Source organism: Rhodococcus sp. WAY2 (assembly GCF_009859915.1).
GTDB classification, from domain to species: Bacteria; Actinomycetota; Actinomycetes; order Mycobacteriales; family Mycobacteriaceae; genus Rhodococcus_F; species Rhodococcus_F oxybenzonivorans.
In genome coordinates, this window is sequence record NZ_CP046572.1 from 6,254,821 (window position 1) to 6,275,364 (window position 20,544).

At 66.2% G+C, this 20,544-nt stretch carries 23 protein-coding genes; 19 read left to right on the top strand and 4 right to left on the bottom strand.

Features of this window, described 5'->3' with window-relative positions; translation table 11 throughout:
- Positions 1 to 122 precede the first annotated feature (122 nt).
- The 4 genes from dapB (at position 123) to GFS60_RS28190 (ending at position 3,147) form a co-directional block, all read left to right on the top strand.
- Positions 123 to 881, top strand: coding sequence for a 4-hydroxy-tetrahydrodipicolinate reductase (dapB, locus tag GFS60_RS28175; RefSeq protein ID WP_159926275.1), 759 nt, complete (start codon positions 123 to 125; stop codon positions 879 to 881).
- Positions 878 to 1,360, top strand: a complete 483-nt coding sequence (locus GFS60_RS28180) for a hypothetical protein (protein WP_159926277.1) — start codon at positions 878 to 880, stop codon at positions 1,358 to 1,360. Before dapB ends, GFS60_RS28180 begins: the two co-directional genes overlap by 4 nt.
- A 28-nt stretch (positions 1,361 to 1,388) precedes the next feature.
- Positions 1,389 to 1,847, top strand: a complete 459-nt coding sequence (locus GFS60_RS28185; RefSeq protein WP_109330801.1) for a flavodoxin family protein — start codon at positions 1,389 to 1,391, stop codon at positions 1,845 to 1,847.
- A gap of 67 nt (positions 1,848 to 1,914) precedes the next feature.
- On the top strand, positions 1,915 to 3,147 hold the full coding sequence (locus tag GFS60_RS28190) for a winged helix-turn-helix domain-containing protein (RefSeq protein WP_159926279.1): 1,233 nt from the start codon (positions 1,915 to 1,917) through the stop codon (positions 3,145 to 3,147).
- 3 nt (positions 3,148 to 3,150) lie between these two features.
- Here GFS60_RS28190 and GFS60_RS28195 read toward each other — a convergent pair whose 3' ends face one another.
- Together GFS60_RS28195 and GFS60_RS28200 are read right to left on the bottom strand one after the other, a co-directional pair.
- Positions 3,151 to 3,585 carry an SRPBCC family protein gene (locus GFS60_RS28195; RefSeq protein WP_159926281.1) on the bottom strand — a complete coding sequence of 145 codons (435 nt, stop codon included), beginning with the start codon at positions 3,583 to 3,585 and terminating at the stop codon, positions 3,151 to 3,153.
- 103 nt (positions 3,586 to 3,688) lie between these two features.
- Positions 3,689 to 4,168, bottom strand: coding sequence for a toxin-antitoxin system HicB family antitoxin (locus GFS60_RS28200; protein WP_159926283.1), 480 nt, complete (start codon positions 4,166 to 4,168; stop codon positions 3,689 to 3,691).
- 166 nt (positions 4,169 to 4,334) lie between these two features.
- On the opposite strand from GFS60_RS28200, the gene thyX reads away from it, so the two are divergent.
- The 6 genes from thyX (at position 4,335) to GFS60_RS28230 (ending at position 12,594) form a co-directional block, all read left to right on the top strand.
- Positions 4,335 to 5,087, top strand: a complete 753-nt coding sequence (gene thyX, locus GFS60_RS28205; protein WP_159926285.1) for an FAD-dependent thymidylate synthase — start codon at positions 4,335 to 4,337, stop codon at positions 5,085 to 5,087.
- A 43-nt stretch (positions 5,088 to 5,130) separates the two neighbouring features.
- Entirely contained in the window at positions 5,131 to 6,039 is a 909-nt protein-coding gene (dapA, locus tag GFS60_RS28210) for a 4-hydroxy-tetrahydrodipicolinate synthase (protein WP_109330791.1), read from the top strand.
- Positions 6,036 to 8,024 (top strand): RNase J family beta-CASP ribonuclease, encoded by a 1,989-nt coding sequence (locus tag GFS60_RS28215; RefSeq protein WP_159926287.1) that lies wholly within the window; start codon positions 6,036 to 6,038, stop codon positions 8,022 to 8,024. The genes dapA and GFS60_RS28215 overlap by 4 nt, the downstream gene beginning before the upstream one ends.
- 25 nt (positions 8,025 to 8,049) lie before the next feature.
- The gene (locus GFS60_RS28220; protein ID WP_159926289.1) at positions 8,050 to 8,673 is read left to right on the top strand and encodes a TIGR03085 family metal-binding protein; all 624 of its coding nucleotides are present in this window, start codon (positions 8,050 to 8,052) and stop codon (positions 8,671 to 8,673) included.
- A 78-nt stretch (positions 8,674 to 8,751) separates the two neighbouring features.
- Complete coding sequence (locus GFS60_RS28225; protein ID WP_159926291.1) at positions 8,752 to 11,388, top strand: DNA translocase FtsK; 2,637 nt, start codon at positions 8,752 to 8,754, stop codon at positions 11,386 to 11,388.
- A 222-nt stretch (positions 11,389 to 11,610) separates the two neighbouring features.
- Complete coding sequence (locus tag GFS60_RS28230) at positions 11,611 to 12,594, top strand: TerC family protein (protein ID WP_159926293.1); 984 nt, start codon at positions 11,611 to 11,613, stop codon at positions 12,592 to 12,594.
- Between the two features lie 42 nt (positions 12,595 to 12,636).
- Here GFS60_RS28230 and GFS60_RS28235 read toward each other — a convergent pair whose 3' ends face one another.
- Both GFS60_RS28235 and GFS60_RS28240 read right to left on the bottom strand, forming a co-directional pair.
- A complete protein-coding gene (locus GFS60_RS28235; protein WP_109330781.1) occupies positions 12,637 to 12,921 on the bottom strand; it encodes a YciI family protein in 285 nt (94 codons plus the stop codon).
- Positions 12,922 to 12,992: 71 nt separating this feature from the next.
- Complete coding sequence (locus GFS60_RS28240; protein WP_159926295.1) at positions 12,993 to 13,517, bottom strand: amino-acid N-acetyltransferase; 525 nt, start codon at positions 13,515 to 13,517, stop codon at positions 12,993 to 12,995.
- 117 nt (positions 13,518 to 13,634) lie between these two features.
- Here GFS60_RS28240 and pgsA point away from each other — a divergent pair, with 117 nt between their 5' ends.
- From pgsA to GFS60_RS28280, 9 genes are all read left to right on the top strand, one after another.
- Positions 13,635 to 14,297, top strand: coding sequence for a CDP-diacylglycerol--glycerol-3-phosphate 3-phosphatidyltransferase (pgsA, locus tag GFS60_RS28245; protein ID WP_159926297.1), 663 nt, complete (start codon positions 13,635 to 13,637; stop codon positions 14,295 to 14,297).
- Positions 14,294 to 14,794, top strand: coding sequence for a CinA family protein (locus GFS60_RS28250; RefSeq protein WP_159926299.1), 501 nt, complete (start codon positions 14,294 to 14,296; stop codon positions 14,792 to 14,794). The genes pgsA and GFS60_RS28250 overlap by 4 nt, the downstream gene beginning before the upstream one ends.
- A 70-nt stretch (positions 14,795 to 14,864) precedes the next feature.
- Entirely contained in the window at positions 14,865 to 15,227 is a 363-nt protein-coding gene (locus GFS60_RS28255; protein ID WP_159926301.1) for a helix-turn-helix domain-containing protein, read from the top strand.
- A gap of 155 nt (positions 15,228 to 15,382) precedes the next feature.
- A complete protein-coding gene (gene pspA, locus GFS60_RS28260) occupies positions 15,383 to 16,204 on the top strand; it encodes a phage shock protein PspA (protein ID WP_159926303.1) in 822 nt (273 codons plus the stop codon).
- 16 nt (positions 16,205 to 16,220) lie between these two features.
- The gene (pspM, locus tag GFS60_RS28265) at positions 16,221 to 17,051 is read left to right on the top strand and encodes a phage shock envelope stress response protein PspM (RefSeq protein WP_159926305.1); all 831 of its coding nucleotides are present in this window, start codon (positions 16,221 to 16,223) and stop codon (positions 17,049 to 17,051) included.
- A gap of 203 nt (positions 17,052 to 17,254) precedes the next feature.
- On the top strand, positions 17,255 to 17,431 hold the full coding sequence (locus tag GFS60_RS38715; protein ID WP_201453468.1) for a hypothetical protein: 177 nt from the start codon (positions 17,255 to 17,257) through the stop codon (positions 17,429 to 17,431).
- A gap of 16 nt (positions 17,432 to 17,447) precedes the next feature.
- Positions 17,448 to 18,164 carry a PIG-L deacetylase family protein gene (locus GFS60_RS28270; protein ID WP_159926307.1) on the top strand — a complete coding sequence of 239 codons (717 nt, stop codon included), beginning with the start codon at positions 17,448 to 17,450 and terminating at the stop codon, positions 18,162 to 18,164.
- A gap of 213 nt (positions 18,165 to 18,377) precedes the next feature.
- Entirely contained in the window at positions 18,378 to 19,001 is a 624-nt protein-coding gene (locus GFS60_RS28275; protein ID WP_159926309.1) for a TetR/AcrR family transcriptional regulator, read from the top strand.
- Positions 18,998 to 20,530, top strand: coding sequence for a glycerol-3-phosphate dehydrogenase/oxidase (locus GFS60_RS28280; RefSeq protein WP_397517970.1), 1,533 nt, complete (start codon positions 18,998 to 19,000; stop codon positions 20,528 to 20,530). Before GFS60_RS28275 ends, GFS60_RS28280 begins: the two co-directional genes overlap by 4 nt.
- Positions 20,531 to 20,544 lie beyond the last annotated feature (14 nt).

The following is a 20,544-nucleotide window of genomic DNA, read 5'->3' on the forward strand; positions in this document are numbered from 1 at the left end:
CGGGTGTGGAAGATACGGGTGAGGAGAGGAAGATCTCCCGGTCGGCCCCTGCACTTCGGCCGTCACCCGGTGGTTGCGTAGGCTTTCGGGCGAATCGATGTGACTGGACGGAGCGTGGAGAAGTGAGCGCAGCAGCACCCATCAGGGTCGGAGTTCTCGGAGCCAAGGGCAAGGTCGGCCGAGCGATCTGCGAGGCGGTGGAGCAGGCGTCGGACCTCGAGCTCGTGGCGGAGGTCGATCACGGCGACCGGTTGGAGTCGTTCACCGAGTCCGGTACTCAGGTTGTCGTCGACTTCACGCACCCCGATGTGGTGATGGACAACCTGAACTTCCTCGTTGCCAATGGCATTCACGCAGTGGTGGGAACCACGGGCTTCGATGACACCCGCCTCGACACGGTGCGGTCGTGGCTGGCCGATCAGCCCTCGGTGGGGGTCCTCATCGCTCCCAACTTTGCGATCGGAGCCGTTCTGTCGATGCGGTTCGCCGAGGCCGCCGCGCGCTTCTTCGACTCCGTCGAGGTCATCGAACTGCATCACCCCAACAAGGCGGACGCACCGTCCGGCACCGCCTACCGGACCGCGGCGCTCATCTCCGAGGCGCGTCGCAAGGCGGGCCTGGGCCTCAGTCCGGACGCCACCACCACCGAACTCGACGGTGCCCGCGGCGCCGACGTGGACGGTGTCCGGGTGCACTCCGTCCGGCTCGCCGGGCTCGTCGCGCATCAGGAGGTCATCCTGGGAACACAGGGGGAGACGCTGACCATCCGGCACGACTCGATCGACCGCAATTCCTTCGCTCCCGGCGTACTCCTCGGGGTGCGGCAGATCGCGTCCCGCCCCGGCCTCACCGTGGGTATCGACCCGCTCCTCGACCTGTGAAGAGTAACGAGTCGACCAAGACGGTCGTCACGATCGCGTTGCTTGTCGCCGCGCTCGTGTTCTACTTCGTGCTGCTCGGTCAGCGCGGGATCGCCCTGATCCAGGACGGCGGGGTCGCCGCGGTCGGGCTCGGCGTCGGAGTTCTCATCCTTCCGTTCCTCGGTGCGTGGATCGTCTACGCGACACTCCGGGCCGGCCTGCAACATCAGAAACTCGCCCGTCGCATCGGCGACGAGGGTCTCGAACTGGACGTCACGAATCTGCCGAAGCGTCCGTCCGGACGAATAGACCGCGACGCTGCCGACGCCCTCTTCCAGCAGGTCAAGGCGGAATGGGAGGCGGACCCCGACAACTGGCGGAGCTCGTACCGGCTCGCCCGCGCCTACGACTACGCCGGCGACCGCGGCCGCGCCCGGGAGACGATGAAGCGGGCCGTGGAACTCGAACGTCTCGAACGCGAGAGCGGGGCGGGGCAGTAGTGCCGGAACCGGTCGTACGCTGACGACTGTGCCATCACTCCTCGTCGTCCACCACACCCCGTCGCCGGTCACCCGCGAGTGCCTCGAAGCGGTGCTGAAGGGTGCCCGGGACCCCGACATCGAGGGCGTCGAGGTGCGGTCGATACCCGCGCTCGGGGCCACCGTGCCCGACGTTCTCGCCGCCGACGGCTTCCTGTTCGGGACGTCCGCCAACTTCGGTTACATGTCGGGAGCGCTCAAGCACTTCTTCGATACCGTGTACTACCCCTGTCTCGACGCGGTCGCGGGCCGCCCCTACGGTCTGTGGGTACACGGCAACAACGACACCGCCGGCGCGGTCACGTCGGTACAGAAGATCGTGACCGGCCTCGCACTCACGCAGGCCGCCGAAGCGCTCGAACTCACCGGCGCGGTCGACGCGGCAGCACGTGAGCGCTGTTACGAACTCGGTGCGACGGTGGCAGTGGTTCTCGCCGAGGGCATCTGACGCCTGCTGGCCGTTTCAATCCGCGATCCTGCCTCATACTGTCGGCACCTGGTGACAGGATGCGGTCATGCGTGAGATGACCGCCGCCGCGGCCAGAAAGTCGGCACTGTGGGCGCAGGGATTTGCCGATGCCAGGCCGACGGGTATCCCCACCCGACGGCACATCCGCTCGGTTCTCGACCGGATCCGGCTGTTCCAGATCGATTCGGTGTCGGTGGCGGTTCGGGCCCACTACGTTCCGCTGTTCAGCAGAATCGGCGTCTACGACCGGGGACTGCTCGACTCGGCGGCGTGGTCGCACCGTGCCCGCACGCCGCGCATGCTTGCGGAGTACTGGGCGCACGAGGCGGCGTTCATCCCGGTCGAGGACTGGCCGTTGTTCCGGTGGCGTATGCACCGCTACCGGCACGGCAGGTGGGCAGGCGAGGCCCGGGTGCTCGACCGCAATCCCACCCTCGCCGCCGATGTGCTCGACGTGATCCGGGCGGTGGGTCCCAGCAGCGCCCGCGACGTGGAGAAGCACCTCGAGGTCGACCGGCCCGATCGCAAAGGGCCGTGGTGGGATCGCAGCGACACCAAGGTCGTATGCGAGCAGTTGTTCGCCGCCGGGGCCCTCGCGGTCGACAAACGAGTCGCGTTCACCCGTCACTACGATCTCACCGACCGAGTGCTGCCCGAAAGAATTCTCGCGCAGGAGTATTCGGAGGAGGAGTCGATCCGGCGACTCGTCGGCCGGTCCGCACGGGCACTGGGAGTAGCGACGGAGTCGGACCTGCGCGACTACTACCGGCTGTCGCCGGCGCAGATCAAGCCCGCAGTCGAGGACCTCGTCGAGGACGGTGTGCTCCACGCCGTCACCGTGCGAGGCTGGGACGTTCCGGCGTACATGCATCGCGACGTCCGGACGCCGCGGCGGGTAGAGGGCGCCGCGTTGTTGTGTCCGTTCGATCCGCTTGTATTTTTCCGACCGCGGACGGAGCGGATGTTCGACTTCCGGTATCGCCTCGAGATCTACACTCCCGCGCACAAGCGGGTGCACGGATACTACGTCTTTCCGTTCCTACTCGACGGCGAGTTGGTAGCCCGAGTCGATGTGAAAGCCGACCGAGCGAGGGGAGCCCTCGAGGTGCGGTCGGCCTTCGTCGAAGCGGGAGCGCGTCCCGAGCGGGTGGTGGAGCCGCTGCTGTCCGAGCTGTACCGGATGGCGGAGTGGCTCGAGCTGGGCGAAGTCACGGTAGACAAGCGCGGAGATCTCGCCCCACTTCTCGCGGCCGCGGCGAAGCGACCGCGAGAAGTGTGAGCACTACAGGCTTTCGACGAACTTGGTGAGACCCTTGCTGGCCGTCTCCAGTGCAGTCTTCTGCGCCTTCTTCACGAGGAAACCGGGCAACGGGATCTTCGGATCGACCGTCAGCTCGAAAGTCACCTTGGTACCGGAGCCTGATTCGGTCAGAACATACGAGCCGTCCTGCGCATTTTGCTGACCGCTCTCGACGAGGTGCCACGACACGGTGTCGTCACCCTCGAAGGTGTAGTCGACCACCTGCTCGTCGCTGATGCCGAGAATGGAGACGTTCATCCGAACACGGTGGGGCCGGCCGTCGTCGTGGGTGCTTTCGATGGTCACCGACTTGTGAGCAGACGACCACTCGGGCAGCCGATCCACCGCGGCGATCGCGGCCATCACCGTGGCCGGATCGGCCTTGATCTCGAACTCTTTGACGCCGGAAACGGCCATATTTTTCGCTCCTTCGAGCCCGTGGCGACTCTCACCGTGTGGCTGTTGCGACGTAATTAGAACACCGTCGGTGCCGGGGGAGTGGAGGGAGTACGGCCGCGCTTCAGAAATTGTTGCCGAGGTTCCGGCGCATATGGTCTTTGAGCGCGCCCTGCACTGCCTGGGACACCCACGAGTTCAGCGACACTCCGTTCTGTGACGCGGCCTCCTCTGCCTTCGACTTGATCTGATCCATCAGCCGCAGAGTGACGCGGCTGATGTCACCTGTGGCGTCATCGAAGGCGGCGCTGATGTCTTCGGCGGTGGTGGTGTTCTTGTCCTCGGCTCCTGCGGCGCTTGCGGTGGTGCGGGCGATGTCGACCCCGACCTGGGTACCTTCCAGTCGCACCTTCACGGCGCGGCTCTCGAGGACAGAAGACACCTCACCAGCGAATTCGGTGAGTGCGGACAGTAGGAGGAGCCGGGTCGCCGGTTCGACGGCTGCCGCGAGCGCCGCCGCGGTGTCCCGGGTCCGGTCATCGCCGAGGGCTGCGGCTGCCGTGAGGTCGTCGCGCAGCCGGGCGACGTAACTGTCGAGGTTCATGACGCCAGCATGACGTCATCGGTGACGTCGGTCAAGGGTGTCGGTCGAGGCGTGGCAGCGACCGCCGCATGGGCGCCCCCACCCGCACGGAGCCCGAATTACGGCGCAACTAGGGTTTATGCATCAGGAATGGATCCGTTCTCGGGTCCGGTAGGAGGATCAGGCAGTGCCGCAGACGGTGTCGCTCAGGGTGCAGCTCGTCGCGAAGACGGAGTTCTTTCCACCGGAGGACATCCCGTGGGAGACGGACGCCGACGGCGGGGAGGCGCTGGCCGAGTTCGCGGGGCGCGCCTGCTATCAGAGCTGGTCGAAGCCGAATCCCCGCACGGCGACCAACGCCGGGTATCTTCGCCACCTCCTGGAAGTCGGGCACGAATCCGTTCTGGAACACGGCAGCGTCACCTTTTACATCACCGGAATCTCCCGCTCGTGCACCCACGAGCTGATTCGGCACCGGCATTTTTCCTACTCGCAGTTGTCGCAGCGGTTCGTGCGGGAGAACGACTCCAACGTGGTCGTGCCGCCCGCGATCGCCGGTGATCCCGAACTCGAGGCGCTCTTCGCCACAGCGACGGACGCGAGCCGGGCGGCATACGGCGAGCTGCTCGAAGCACTCGAGGCCAAGCTCGCGGAGACCTCGAGCCTTCCCGTGCGGAACAAGGAGGCCCGCCAGGCCGCCCGTGCCGTACTGCCCAACGCGACCGAGACCCGGGTGGTGGTCACCGGCAACTACCGCGCGTGGCGTCACTTCGTGTCCATGCGGGCCACCGAGCACGCCGACGTCGAGATTCGGCGACTTGCTGTCGAATGCCTCAGGCAGTTGCAGAAGGCGGCACCTAATGTGTTCGGCGACTTCGAGATCGTCGACTGGGGAGACGGATCGGAAGTGGCGCGGAGCACGTTTTCCGCCGACCTGTGAGTGGTGTGCGAAAGTACCTGGGCCACCGGGTAGCCTTCTGACCATGACCTACGGTGATTCCGCTTCTCACGTCGAGCGTCCGTTCGGCACCGTTTCCACTGCGATGGTGACGCCGTTCACCTCCGACGGAAAGCTGGACGTCGACGCGGGCGTCCGCCTCGCGGCGTACCTCGTCGACAATGGATGCGACGCTCTCGTGCTCGCCGGTACCACCGGTGAGTCGCCGACGACCACGGAGAACGAGAAGCTCGAGCTGCTCCGCGCCGTCATCGACGCCGTCGGCGACCGGGCGAAGATCATCGCAGGCGCAGGAAGTAACGACACCGCCCACAGTGTCGAACTCGCGCGCGACGCCGCCCGCGCCGGGGCGCAGGGACTCCTCGTCGTCACCCCGTACTACTCGCGTCCGCCGCAGGCGGGTCTGTACGCCCACTTCACTGCCGTCGCAGATGCCACCGACCTTCCGGTGATGCTCTACGACATTCCGCCGCGCTCCGTCGTCCCCATCGAGACCGAGACGATCCGCCGCCTCGCCGAGCATCCGCGCATCGTCGCGGTCAAGGACGCGAAGGGCGACTTGAACGCCGGCGCCGAATTGATCGGAACCACCGACCTCCTCTTCTACTCGGGCGATGATCCGCTGAACCTGCCGTGGTTGGCGGTCGGCGCCACCGGTTTCGTCAGCGTGATCGGGCACCTCGTGCCGTCCCGGCTGCGTGAACTCCACACGGCATTCGCGGCCGGCGATATCGCCCGGGCGCGTGCCATCAACCTCAGCCTGATCCCGGTCATCCGATCCGTTGCGCGGTTGGGCGGCGTCAGTGCGTCAAAGGCAGGATTGCGATTGATAGGTCTCGACGTGGGCGAACCCAGGCTCCCTCAAGTGGCACCCACCCACGATCAGCTCGATCTCCTGGCCGCCGACCTTCACGCTGCGGGGGTACTCGCATGACCCGTCCCCCTCGTCGTCGCAGCGCAAGCCGCCAGGCCGGACCGCCGTCTCCCAGCCCGGCCGAGCAGCCCACAGCACCTCCCGTGTCCGAGCCGTCGGCGCCGGCGACGGAGCAACCGAAATCGGAACCCCCGCTCGCGGAGACCCCCACTGCGCCGAAGCAGGCGAAATCCGCGCCGGTGAAGGCTGCATCCACCAAGACGGGCGCCACCGGCAAGTCGCCCTCGCGCTCTCGTCGCGGTGGCAACGGCAACAAGCGTCCGGACAACCGGGCGGCAACTCCCGATCCGACCGCGCGGCTCGGTGCACCGCCCAAGGCGCCCTTCAAGGGACTGCGCGTGGTCGCCCTCGGGGGCATCGGTGAAATCGGCCGGAACATGACCGTCTTCGAGCATCAGGGCAAACTGCTCATCGTCGACTGCGGCGTGCTGTTTCCCGAGGATCAGCAGCCTGGTGTCGATCTGATCCTGCCGGACTTCCGGCACATCGAGGATCGCATGGCCGATGTCGAGGCCGTCGTCCTCACCCACGGTCACGAGGATCACATCGGCGCGATCCCATTCCTGCTCCGCCTCCGGCCGGATCTGCCGGTCATCGGCTCCCGATTTACGCTCGCGCTCGTCGCAGCCAAGTGCCGGGAACATCGTCAGCGACCCAACCTCGTCGAGGTGACGGAAGGCCAGCGCACGGCACACGGCCCGTTCGAGTGTGAGTACTTCGCGGTCAACCACTCCATCCCGGACGCGATCGCGGTCGCCATCAGGACGGACGCCGGAGTCGTGCTGCACACCGGTGACATCAAACTCGACCAGCTTCCGCTCGACGGCAGGCTCACCGACCTTGCCGGCTTCTCGCGTCTCGGCGACGAAGGCGTGGACCTGTTCCTAGTCGACTCGACCAACGCCGAGGTGCCGGGATTCGTCACACCGGAACGTGAGATCGGCGGCGTGCTCGACAACGTCATCGGTAAGGCGAAGCAACGTGTGATCGTGGCGTCGTTCGCCAGCCACGTCCACCGCATCCAGCAGGTCGTCGACGTGGCGCACCGCTACAACCGCAGGGTTGCGTTCGTGGGCCGGTCCATGGTCCGCAACATGCAGATCGCACAGGATCTCGGCTACCTGAGCGTGCCCGACGGTCTGGTGGTCGACATCGACACCGCGGCGAACCTGCCCGACGATCGCCTCGTTCTCATCTCCACCGGCTCTCAGGGTGAACCGCTGTCGGCGTTGTCGCGGATGGCGCGCGGTGAACACCGGCAGATCAATGTCCGGGCCAACGACCTGGTGGTCCTCGCCTCGTCACTGATTCCGGGCAACGAGAATTCCGTCTTCGCGGTGGTGAACGGTCTCGCCAAGCGCGGTGCCACCGTGGTCACGCAGCAGAGCGCCAAGGTGCACGTCTCCGGTCACGCGTCGGCGGGTGAGCTGCTCTACCTGTACAACGCGGTCCGGCCCACCAATGCCATGCCGGTGCACGGCGAATGGCGGCACCTGCGCGCCAACGCCGCGCTGGCCAAGGCCACCGGCGTTCCGGAAGAACGCATCGTGCTCGCCGAGGACGGCGTGGTGGTCGACATGGTGGACGGTCTCGCCGAAATCGTCGGGCAGGTGCCGGTAGGACACGTCTACGTCGACGGACTGTCCGTCGGTGATGTCGGCGACTCCACGCTGTCGGATCGATTGGTTCTCGGGGAGGGCGGGTTCATTGCGATCAACGTGGTGATCGACGACCACACCGGCCGCGCCGTCAGCACCCCGGAGGTGTCCGGGCGCGGATTCTCCGACGACCCGACCGCCCTCAAGGATGCCGCTCAGCTGGTCGAGGCGGAACTCGCGCGCCTGGCCACGGAGGGCATCAACGACGCGCATCGGATCGCTCAGGCGATCCGGCGGGTGGTGGGTAAGTGGGTTGCGGACAAGTACCGTCGCCGGCCGATGATCGTGCCCACCGTGATCGCGGTGCCGTCGTTCGACGGCAAATAGTTCCGCGGCAGGTAGATTCGTTCGGGTGACCTTCGCCCGAGATGAACGCCTTGCCCTGGTCGACTCGATGGCCGAGTTCGGCCCGGATGCGCCCACGCTCTGTGGGGACTGGACCAACCGGGATCTCGCGGCCCACCTCGTCGTCCGTGAACGGCGGCTCGACGCGGCCCCGGGAATCCTCGTCAGCCGTCTCGCCGGTTACACCGAGCGGGTCCAGAACGAGACGGCGACGCGCCCGTGGAGCCGGCTGCTCGACGAGGTCCGGACCGGTCCTCCGCGGTGGTCGCCGATGTACTGGGTCGACGCTCAGGTGAATCTGGGCGAGATGTTCGTCCATCACGAGGACGTGCGCCGTGCCCACGAAGGGTGGGATCCGCGGATTCTCCCCACAGCGCGCCAGGACGCCCTGTGGGGTCTTGCACGCAAGGTGGGACGGCTCGGCTATCGCCGCGCGCCTGTCACGGTGGTGCTCGAACGTCCGTCGGGTGAGCAGGCGACGGTGCGCAACGCCGGGCCCCGACAGGTCGTTCTCCGAGGTGAACCTGCCGAATTGGCCCTGCACGCGTTCGGGAGAGACGCCGTGCGGATCGAGGCCGCGGGGGACGCCGAGGATGTCGCCGCGATCATGTCACTGGACCGTAGCTTCTGAGGCGCTCGGCACAGGTCGACGGCTGTTACGGGTGTTGCGGATGGTCCGGAAGGTGCCGCAGCGACTAATCTGAGAACCATGGCAGGTAAGGCGAGCGCCCGCGGTTCGAGCACGACGACGTCCACGGCAAGGACGGGCGTGCGGGGTGCCTCGTCTGCGTCCAAGCCGAAGTCGCGGACGACCCGCACTGTCAGCACTCCGCGTAAGGCCACCTCGCCGCGTGCCGGTGCCGCCCGCGGCGGCGGCGGGAGAAAGCCGGCGGCGAAGAAGGCGTCCGGCGCGAGCCCGTTGAAGTCGGTGGGCCGCGGCATCGGCGCCGGATGGTCGCTGGTGGCCAAGGGTGTCGGGGCAACCACCCGCACCGTCGGCAAGGCTGCCGAGATCGAACAAGGACATCGGCGCGACGGAATTGCGCTCGGTCTGATCGCGATGAGTGTCGTCATCGCCGGAGGCATCTGGTTCTCCGCGGGCGGTCCTGTGGGGGAGTGGATCGAAACCGGTGTCCGGGCGGTATTCGGCGGCGCCTCCGCGGTGTTGCCCGTGATCGGCGTCGGCATTGCCGTCGTACTGATGCGAACGGAGCCGAAGCCGGAGATCCGGCCGCGACTGGTGCTCGGGTCGCTGTTGGTGGGATTGCCCGCACTGGGTCTCTGGCACATCGCGAGTGGCGCCCCCACCGACGCCGACGGCCGGGCGCAGGGTGCGGGTTTCGTCGGCTATGCGGCGGGCGGTCCGTTGACGGACGGACTGACCGTGTGGTTGTCCGCTCCTTTACTGCTCATGGCAGCGCTCTTCGGCGTCCTGTTGGTCACCGGGACCACGGTGCGCGAAGTTCCCGGCAAACTGCAGGCGTACTTCGGCACTTCCTTCGGCCGCGACCACTACGCCGACTACGACAGCGAGTACTACGAGGACGGCGAATACGACCCCACGCTGTTCGACGCCGACGGCTACCCGGTGGACGACTACGCGTCCGGACCGAAGGGCGCACCGGCCGACAACTATCCCACCGACGAATACACCGTGAGCGACACGGCGAAGACGGAAGTGCTGGGACTCTGGGACGCCGAGACCGCGGCGGAGCCGGTGCCGCCGCCACCCGTTCCGACGCCGAAACCCGCTCGCCCCAGGACCAAGCCGGTGGTGGCGCCGAAGCCGGAACCCGAACCGGAGCCGCCGCTGCCCGAGGTCGACAAGTTCGTGACCGATCGGGTTGTGGAGGGTGACTACACGCTGCCTCCGACGTCGCTGCTGATCGACGGTGATCCACCGAAGAAGCGCAGTTCGGCCAACGACGCGATGATCGAGGCGATCACCGAGGTCCTCGACCAGTTCAAGATCGATGCCGCGGTCACCGGGTTCACCCGGGGCCCCACCGTCACCCGGTACGAGGTGGAACTCGGTCCCGGCGTCAAGGTCGAGAAGATCACCGCTCTGGCCCGCAATATCGCCTATGCCGTCGCCACCGACAATGTGCGCCTGCTGGCACCGATCCCCGGAAAGTCCGCCGTCGGTATCGAGGTTCCCAACTCAGACCGTGAGATGGTGCGCCTGGCCGACGTCCTCACCGCGCCCTCGACGCGGAAGGACCACCATCCGCTGGTGATCGGTCTCGGTAAGGACATCGAGGGCCACTTCGTCAGCGCGAACCTGGCAAAGATGCCGCACCTGCTCGTGGCAGGCTCGACCGGCTCCGGTAAGTCCAGCTTCGTCAACTCGATGCTGGTGTCGCTGCTCTCGCGCGCGACGCCCGAAGAGGTTCGGATGATCCTCATCGACCCCAAGATGGTCGAACTGACGCCTTACGAGGGCATTCCGCACCTCATCACGCCCATCATCACCCAGCCCAAGAAGGCCGCTGCCGCGCTGGCCTGGCTGGTGGAAGAGATGGAACAGCGTTACCAGGACATGCAGGCCAATCGGGTGCGCCACATCGACGACTTCAACTCCAAGGTGAAGTCCGGGGAAATCACTGCCCCACTCGGAAGTGAACGGGTCTACCGTCCGTATCCGTACATTCTCGCCATCGTCGACGAGCTGGCGGACCTCATGATGACCGCACCGCGCGATGTCGAGGAAGCGATCGTGCGCATCACGCAGAAGGCGCGTGCAGCCGGCATCCACCTCGTGCTGGCCACGCAGCGGCCGTCGGTGGACGTCGTAACCGGGTTGATCAAGACCAATGTGCCCTCGCGGCTCGCCTTCGCGACGTCCTCGCTCACCGACTCCCGAGTCATCCTGGATCAACCCGGTGCCGAGAAGCTGATCGGTATGGGCGACGGGTTGTTCCTCCCGATGGGTGCGGGCAAGCCGACCCGTCTTCAGGGCGCCTTCATCACCGACGAAGAGATCTCGGCGGTGGTCGATTTCAGTAAGAACCAGGCGGAGCCGGAGTACACCGAGGGTGTCACCGCGGCGAAGGTCGGGGAGAAGAAGGATGTCGACCCCGATATCGGCGACGATATGGACGTCCTGCTGCAGGCGGTCGAACTCGTCGTGTCCAGCCAGTTCGGTTCCACGTCGATGCTGCAGCGTAAACTGCGTGTCGGGTTCGCGAAGGCCGGCCGGTTGATGGACCTGATGGAAACTCGGGGCGTGGTCGGACCCAGCGAAGGCTCCAAGGCGCGTGAGGTTCTGATCAAGCCCGATGAATTGGACGGCCTGTTGTGGTCGATCCGCGGTGGAGATCCGAACGAGGCCCCGTCCGACGAGTAGAGCGGACTCAGTGTCCGAAAACTCAGTGTCCGAAATGTGCGATTCCGGCGCGATGTGGTTGAATGGTCAGCGACTTGGAGGGGAGTATCCCCACCTCTGTGGCAGCATCGTCAGCACGATCGGCACCATTGCCGATCCGGGGCTGCCAGTCGGTCGGACCTCGGTCCGACTCGGCGGGAGAGACCTCCGGTACCCAACGAGGTCTACCGGAGGTCTGTCTACATGCATGTCTCGCCGCTGGTCTGGGTCATCACCTGTGTGGTGATTCTCGGACTGTTCGTCTTCGACTTCTTCGCCCACGTGCGCACCCCGCACGCCCCGAGCTTCCGGGAGTCGGCCTTCTGGTCGACGGTGTACATCGCCATCGCGATCCTGTTCGGATTGATCGTGATGTGGCTCTGGGGCAGCCAGTACGGCGGGGAATACTTCGCGGGTTATGTCACCGAGAAAGCGCTGTCGGTCGACAACCTCTTCGTCTTCGTGATCATCATGGCGACGTTCTCCGTGCCGCGGGAGTTCCAGCAGAAGGTACTGCTGATCGGCATCGTCATGGCGTTGGTGATGCGCGGCATCTTCATTGCCGTCGGCGCGGCGGCCATCAACACCTACAGCTGGGTGTTCTACCTGTTCGGCGCCTTCCTCATCTACACCGCATACACGCTGGTCCGTGACCACGGTCACGAGAAAGAGGTCGAGGAGGAACGCGACAGCAAGATCGTCGCCCTGGTGAAGAAGGTTCTTCCCACCACGGATTCCTACGACGGCGACAAGCTCGTCACCAGGATCAACGGCAAGCGCGTGGTCACACCGCTGCTTCTGGCACTCGTCGCCATCGGATTCACCGACGTGCTGTTCGCCCTCGACTCGATCCCGGCGATCTACGGCCTCACTCAGGAGCCGTACTTGGTCTTCACCGCCAACGCGTTCGCGCTCATGGGACTGCGCCAGCTGTACTTCCTGATCGGTGGGCTGCTCGACCGGCTCGTGTACCTGTCTTACGGGCTGTCGATCATTCTGGCGTTCATCGGTGTCAAGCTGGTGTTGCACGCCCTCCACGAGAACACGCTGGGCTTCGTCAACGGCGGGGAACACGTCGCGGTCCCCGAGATCACGACGGGAACGTCTCTCGCCGTCATCGTCGGGGTACTGGCCGTCACGACCGTGGCCAGCCTCCTCAAGACGCGGAACATGAGCTCCGTCACGTAGCGTTCACTCGCGGAACGCCGGTGGGGGCCGGTACTCGGCGGGTCAGAGACTGAACTCGCCGAGTACCGGGATCCACTCCACGATCCGGGACGCCGTCACCAGGTTGTGGACGGCAAACGGGTCGTGGGTGAACAGCAACTCCACGGTCTCGGCGTCGGCGGCGTCGACGATGATGAAGGCACCACTGCCGTCGGCGAACGGACCCGAAGACAGTACGGTCTTGCGCTCGACGAGGTCACCGAGCCAGGCCCGGTGGGCGGCACGGTGTTCGTCGCGGCCGGCCGCGGTCTCGTCCGAATACGTGTACTCCACTACGAACAGTGACATGGTTTCGCTCTCTGTAGATATGGAAAATTCACTCACGGCTGGGCCGATTTCGTCCCGGATGCCGGGATTCGTCAGAGTGTGAGGAGCATCCGGGTGTTCCCGAGGGTGTTCGGCTTGACATAGCTGAGGTCGAGGAACTCGGCGACACCGGTGTCGTACGAACGGCACATTTCGGCGTACACCTCCGCGGTGACGGGTGTGCCGTCGATTTCCACGAACCCGTGTTTGGCGAAGAAATCGACCTCGAAGGTGAGCACGAAGAGTCGTTCGAGTTCGAGTTCGCGTGCGACCTCGATCAGTTTTGCGACCACCTGGTGGCCCGCGCCCCGGCCCTTCGCCTGCGGATCGACTGCGATGGTGCGCACCTCGCCCAGGTCGGCCCACAGGACGTGCATTGCGCCGCAACCGATTACAGCGCCGTCACGCTCGGCGACCCAGAACTCCTGGATGGATTCGTACAGAGTGACGAGATTCTTTTCGAGCAGAATCTTGCCGGCGTAGATGTCGATCAGACGCTTGATCTCGGGCACGTCGGAGGTTCGTGCTCGCCGCACGATCAGCTGATTGTCGGCGGTGTTCGGCGTCCGAGATGTCATGGCGTGAACATTAGCCAACAGCCCTACCGATATTCTTAGGCACGTGCCGGTACCGCCTCTGACTTCTCCCCGATCCCCAGGACGTCCAGGGGCGCAGTTCGACGCCGTGGTGTGCCGATGAGTACGCAGCGTGAGGATCGGCCTGCGGCAGATGACCCGACGGCTCCGAACCCCGCTGTCGAGCCGGCGAGTGAGACGCAGGTGCCACTACTCAACATCGCCAACATTCTGACGATCCTGCGGATCTTGCTGGTGCCGGTCTTCCTGGTCGTACTGCTGATCGGCGACGGTCACGAGCTGGTGTGGCGGCTGGTGGCGACAGGCGTGTTCGCGGTGGCGGCCATCACGGACCGGATCGACGGTCAGCTGGCCCGCAAATACGGACTGGTCACCGATTTCGGCAAGCTCGCCGATCCGATCGCAGACAAGGCGCTGATCGGTGCCGCACTGGTCGGTCTCTCCGTGCTGGGTGATCTGCCCTGGTGGGTGACGGTCGTCATCGCGGTACGTGAACTGGGCATCACCCTGCTGCGGTTCGCCGTGTTGCGCCACGCCGTCATTCCGGCAGGCAGGGGAGGAAAGCTCAAGACACTCGTGCAGACGATCGCGATCGGTTTCTACCTCTTGCCTCTTCCCGACGCCTTCGATGTCGCCGGCTGGGTACTCATGGGCGCTGCCGTGGCACTGACGGTGATCACCGGGCTCGACTATGTCGTCCAGGCCGTTCGTCTACGTGCCGGGGTCCACCGAGTCGAGATGAGGGCGGGCACCGGCGCATGACCGACCCGTTGACCCCGGGCACCCGCGTGGGCGAACTGGTGGATCTGCTGACCCGGCGCGGTGAGACGGTCGCGACTGCGGAATCACTGACGGCGGGACTTCTCGCGGCGACCATCGCGGGTGTCCCGGGCGCCAGCAAGATCCTCCGCGGCGGCCTCGTCGTCTATGCGACAGATCTCAAGGAGACCCTTGCAGGCGTGGATCCCGTCTCGCTGGCCGCGAACGGACCCGTCTCGGCGTCCACCGCCGGCGGACTTGCCGAGGCTGCACGCGTGCGCTGCACCGCCGACTGGGGGATCGGCCTGACCGGTGTCGCGGGCCCGGACACGCAGGACGGGCACCCAGTGGGCACGGTATTCCTGGGGATCTCCGGTGCCGGTGGGCACTCGGTGCTCGAACTGCGATTGGCGGGCGACAGATGGGGAATCCGTAAATCTGCGGTTTCTGCGGCCGTGTCGGAACTCCTCGATCGCATGCAGGAAACATCCGCAGGCTAAGGTCGGGAACCAATCGGTCCTGTTCGCGCGTTGAGTAGGCGAGACAGGTGACGGATGAAGGAGGAGCGAGATGGCGCTGCTATTGCGTGAGGCAATCGGTGACAGTCTTCGGCGCACGCGCGTTTCGCAGAGCCGGACCCTGCGTGAGGTGTCGAACAGTGCGCGAGTGAGCCTCGGGTACCTGTCCGAGGTCGAGCGGGGGCGTAAAGAGGCCTCGAGCGAGCTTCTGGCGGCGATCTGCGATGCATTGGAGGTTCCACTCTCCGATGTCCTCGTCGACGTCAGCGAGTCGCTGTCCGACCGATCGTCGGCCGAGCGTACGGCTGACGGAGCTTCGGCCGAGGTGTCCGCACGGGCCGGTTCGACGACCATCGCCCGCGACACGAGGGTCGTGATTCCCGCGCCGACGGCGCAGGCACTCGCTGCTGCGTAGCACCGCGCCCGCCGAACCGATAGATTTCACGTAACGCCGATCTCGTCTTCGGTGGTCAGACAGGCAGTCGGGGCGCAGCCCTTGTTCCGGTGCGTGACGGTCGCGCATCGGGTCGCGCATCGCGCGGCGCAACAGATGGAGGCAGGATCAAACCCATGGCTAATCCTTTCGTCAAGGGATGGAAGTACCTGATGGCGCTCTTCAATTCCAAGATCGATGAGAAGGCTGACCCCAAGGTTCAGATTCAGCAGGCGATCGAGGATGCGCAGCGTCAGCACCAGGCCCTTTCACAGCAGGCCGCGTCTGTCATCGGCAACCAGCGCCAGCTCGAGATGAAGCTGAGCCGTCAACTCGACGAGGTCGAGAAGCTGAACGCCAATGCCCGGCAGGCCGTCAACCTGGCTGATCAGGCGCAAGCTGCCGGCGACACCGAGAAGGCGATCCAGTACACCAACGCCGCCGAGGCTTTCGCTGCTCAGCTGGTCACAGCAGAGCAGGGCGTCGAAGACCTCAAAGCTTTGCACGATCAGTCGCTCCAGGCCGCCGCGCAGGCAAAGAAGGCCGTGGAGCAGAACGCGATGGCACTGCAGTCCAAGGTTGCGGAACGCACCAAGCTGCTCAGTCAGCTCGAGCAGGCGAAGATGCAGGAGCGGGTCAGCGAGTCGCTGCGTTCGATGGACAGCACGCTGTCCGCGCCCGGCAATACACCCAGCCTCGACGCCGTGCGCGACAAGATCGAACGCCGCTACGCCGACGCACTGGGCTCCGCCGAACTCGCCCAGAACTCGGTCTCCGGTCGCATGATGGAAGTGCAGCAGGCCAGCATCCAGATGGCAGGCCACAGCCGCCTCGAGCAGATCCGGGCGTCGATGAAGGGTGATGCGCTCCCTTCCGGTGGGACCGCCGCCGCCCCGGCTACCCCAGCCGCCAACCAGCAGCCTCCCGCCGCGGGCCAGACCGGCACTGCGGGTCAGTAGCCGAACACTGATCCCCATGAGTTCCACCCGAGGTGGCCGACCCGGACGTGTCGTCCGGTCGGCCACTGTCGTATCCGGCCTCGTTGGAGTGCAGGGCGCCTTGCGGGACGCCGGTGAGTCGGTCGTCGAGGCTGCTCAGCGCTGGCGTGATCCGCGCGAACGCCTGTTACGGAAGAAGCGACGCGCTCGCCGGTGGGCGCAGCGCTACGGCATCGTGTCCGGATCCTCGGCGACCGGTGCTGCGGGCCTCGCCCTCGCCGCTGCCCCCGAATGGTCGATGGTGATGGCAGGCGGCGGCGCGGTCGTGTTCGCGGTGCCGGCCGTGATGGCGCTGAACCGTTACCGGAAGCTCGACGCCGTCGTGCCGCCGCCGGGCCGCCCTGACCGACGGTCCCTTCCGTCGCCCTCCTCGGCCGCCCGGGAGCCGATGGAGCGGCTCGTGCACAGCGAGCGCGCACTCCACGGAATTCTGGGGGTGCTCAGTCGTTCGGCGTCGATCAGTCCGGATGACATCGAGGACACCCACCGCACAGCGCGGTCCGCGGCGGCCGCTCTGCACGCGGTCGCCGTCGACATCGCGGAGATGGAGAGCGCCGCCGTCGGAAGCCGGGCAGCAGCGCCTTCGCTCCACCGGGCAATCGCGTCCGCCGCCGCCCAACTCGACGACGGCGTCGATCAATTCGAAGAACTGGTAGCTGCTGCCGCCGAAGTCACGGTTCCCGGCGCGTCCGGGGCAGTGGGCGGCCTGGCCACCGAACGTGCGGAGCTGGTGTCGGCTACCGAAAAGCTGGCCGGCCTCGCCGCGGCGCTCGGCGAGATCGACGACATCGTGCGCCGATACCGCTGAGCTCTGTCATGTCTTCCCATGGCGTCGTGACCGGCGCCGCCCCGGCTCGGGGGAGTGGGGGACAACCCTGAACTTTCCCTGATCTTTGCGATGACCTGGTGCTTTACGGGCAGCCACGTGCCAGGCTGGTGTGCGTACCCGACGAGCGGGGTCCATCGGATGTCGCGCAGGAATCGATCGGGGAGATGTGAGTGGAGGAAGTCATGTTCTGGAAAATCGTTCTGGCGATCGTGCTGATCTGGATCGCGCTGGCCGTCGTCGGTGCATTGATCGAGGGCCTGTTCTGGGTACTTGTCGTCAGTGCCGTCGTGTTCGGGGCATATCTCCTGTACAAGGCGATGTCCGGATCCGGCGAGAAGTCTGACATCACACGCCTCTGAGGTGCGGTCTCGAACTATGCAACCGGTACCTGAGGACTGGCATCGCGGGCTCGTCGTCGTCGCCCACCCCGATGACATCGAATACGGGGCGGCAGCGGCGATCGCCCGATGGACCGCACAGGGCAAGGACATCCGATATGTGCTCGCGACCAGTGGCGAAGCCGGAATCGCGGGACTGCACCCTCGTGAATCGGGTCCCATCCGCGAGGAGGAGGAGCGTCGCTCGGCGGCCGTCGTCGGGGTGTCGCAAGTGGAGTTTCTCGGCTACCCCGACGGGCGGCTCGTCGAAAGTCTGGATCTGCGCCGCGACCTCGCTGCGGCCATTCGGCGTCATCGCCCCGACCTGGTTGTGACCGCACACTTCGGCGATAGCTGGGGTCCCGGGCAGCCCAACAGTGCCGACCATCGCGCCCTCGGACGCAGTGTCCTCGATGCCGCAGCGGATGCCGCGAACGAGTGGATCTTTCCCGAACTGGGGGAGAGGGGACTGCCGCCGTGGCGCGGAGTGCGCTGGGTCGCGGTCAACACCATGCAACCCACTCATGCGGTCGACGTCACGGACACCGTCGATCGAGCCGTTGTGTCACTCGCCGAGCATGCACGCTATCTCGAAGCGCTCTCCGACATCCCCGTGGGAAAACAGGCGCGCGCCCAGGTCGAGGCGGTCACCGCCCCACAGCCCGGATTCGAAGCCGACCGCGCCGTCGGCTTCGACCTCTACTACTTCGAGTGACTCCGTCTTCCTGAAGCGCTGTGGCGTAGCGCAACGTGGCGGGACTGGCGGTGGCGATGGAGGCGCACGACTCGGACCGTGACGGAAGCGCCGTGATTCCCGAACTAGCGTCCGCGCCTCTACTTGACGGCCGACGCCCACAGTCCCGGGCGCAGATTCAGTACTGCGGTGCCGAGGTGTGAACATCGCCCATGCGTTACGGTGTTACACACGATGTCTATCCGTAATCCTCTGTCGCGTGACGACAGCACGCCGAGCGTCGACGACGCCATTCTCGACGCAGCACGTTCCTGCATCCTCGACTTCGGGTTGCGCAGAACCACCCTGGCCGAGGTCGCGCGCCGGGCGGGGGTCAGCCGACCGACGGTCTACCGCCGTTGGGCGGACACCCGGGCGGTGGTCGCCGACCTCATGACGCGCGAGATCGCCGATCTCACCCCGGCATTCACACTCGACGAGCCGGTATACGACCAACTCGTCGACGCTGTCGTCGACGTCTCCGCGGCGGTGCGACATCATCCCCTCTTCGTCAAGATTCTGCGCTCGGATCAGGAACTCTTCACGACATACGTCCTCGAGCGACTGGGAACCAGCCAGAAAGCGATCATCGACCGGGTGGCCCTCGCCGTGGTTGCCGGCCAGCGACAGAACTCCGTGCGCGCCGGCGACAGTCGCCACATCGCCACCATGGTGCTGCTCATCGCACAGTCCGCGGTCCAGTCAGCGGCAATGGTCGCCGAGGAACTACCCGATGATGCGCTTACCGAAGAGCTGCGCCGGGCGATCGGTGCCTACCTTGCACCACCGAACCACGAGAGCGCTGGAGGACTTCGGTGACCGACGGAATTGCGACTCACCCCTCGGCGCTCCATGCCGACCGCAGGACGCGCGAACTGCACCAGCTGGCAGACGACGGGCGCGTCGACGTACTCGTGATCGGTGGCGGCGTGACCGGCGCCGGTGTGGCCCTCGATGCCGCGACGCGGGGGTTGAATGTCGTGCTCGTCGAGAAACGCGACCTCGCGTTCGGAACCAGCAGGTGGAGTTCCAAGCTCGTGCACGGGGGATTGCGCTACCTGGCTTCGGGTAACGTCGGTATCGCACGGGAAAGTGCGATAGAACGGGGGATTCTGATGACCCGGACGGCCCCGCACCTCGTCCGGGCACTGCCGCAGCTGGTTCCCGTCCTCGACTCCACCACCGTGTTCGGCAAGACCCTGGTTCGCGCGGGTTTCCTCGCGGGCGACATCTTGCGGGCCGGGGCACACACGTCGCCGACCGTCCTGCCGAGGTCGCGGACGGTGCGTCCCGACCGTGTGGCCGAGCTCGCCCCAGCAGTGCGCAGGCGGGGGTTGCGAGGCGGTCTCATCGCGTTCGACGGCCAGCTCGTCGACGACGCCCGACTCGTGATCGGTCTCGCCCGTACGGCGGCGATGCACGGCGCGAAAATTCTCACACGGACGGGCGCGTACAAGGTGACCGGCACGTCGGCCACACTGCGCGACGAGTTGACCGGGTCGGAAATGGTGATCGAGGCGCGCACGGTGATCAACGCGGCGGGGGTCTGGTCGGGGGAGATCGACCCCGACATCAGTCTCAGGCCTAGTCGTGGCACGCACCTCGTGCTGTCCGCAGGCCGCCTCGGCAATCCCACCGCCGCGCTGACCGTGCCCATCCCGGGGGCGTCCAATCGTTTCGTCTTCGCGTTGCCGGCCCAATTGGGCAGGGTGTACCTCGGTTTGACGGACGAGGCGGCACCCGGGCCTGTGCCCGACATCCCGGCCGCATCCGAGGAGGAGATCGACTTCCTGCTGGCCACGGTCAACACTGCTTTGGAGAACCCGCTGGGACGCTCCGATGTTCTGGGTACCTTCGCTGGTCTGCGCCCCCTCCTCCACACCGGCGACGGCTCGACGGCCGACCTGTCCCGCAATCACGCGGTCCTGCATTCCAGCACGGGACTCGTCAGCGTGGTCGGTGGCAAACTGACCACCTACCGCAAGATGGCGGAAGACGCGGTCGACGCCGTCGTCGAGCTCGCAGGACTGCCGGCGGGTCCCTGCCGCACTCGCGCTCTGCCGCTCGTCGGTGCGGCCTCCCCGGACGCCCTGCGAAACGTGGCCGCGCCGCCGTCGCTGATCGCCCGCTACGGGACCGAAGCCGCGCTCGTCGCCGCCGACCCGGCCATGCTGGCGCCGATTGCGGACGGGTTGGACGTCAGCCGTGCCGAACTCGACTTCGGGGTCTCGCACGAGGGCGCGCTCGACGTGGATGATCTCCTCGACCGGCGTACCCGGATCGGGCTCGTCGCCGCCGACCGGGCGCGGGCGCTGGGCGCTGCCGAATCGGCGTTCGAGACTCGGTGACAACGGCCGTGTGA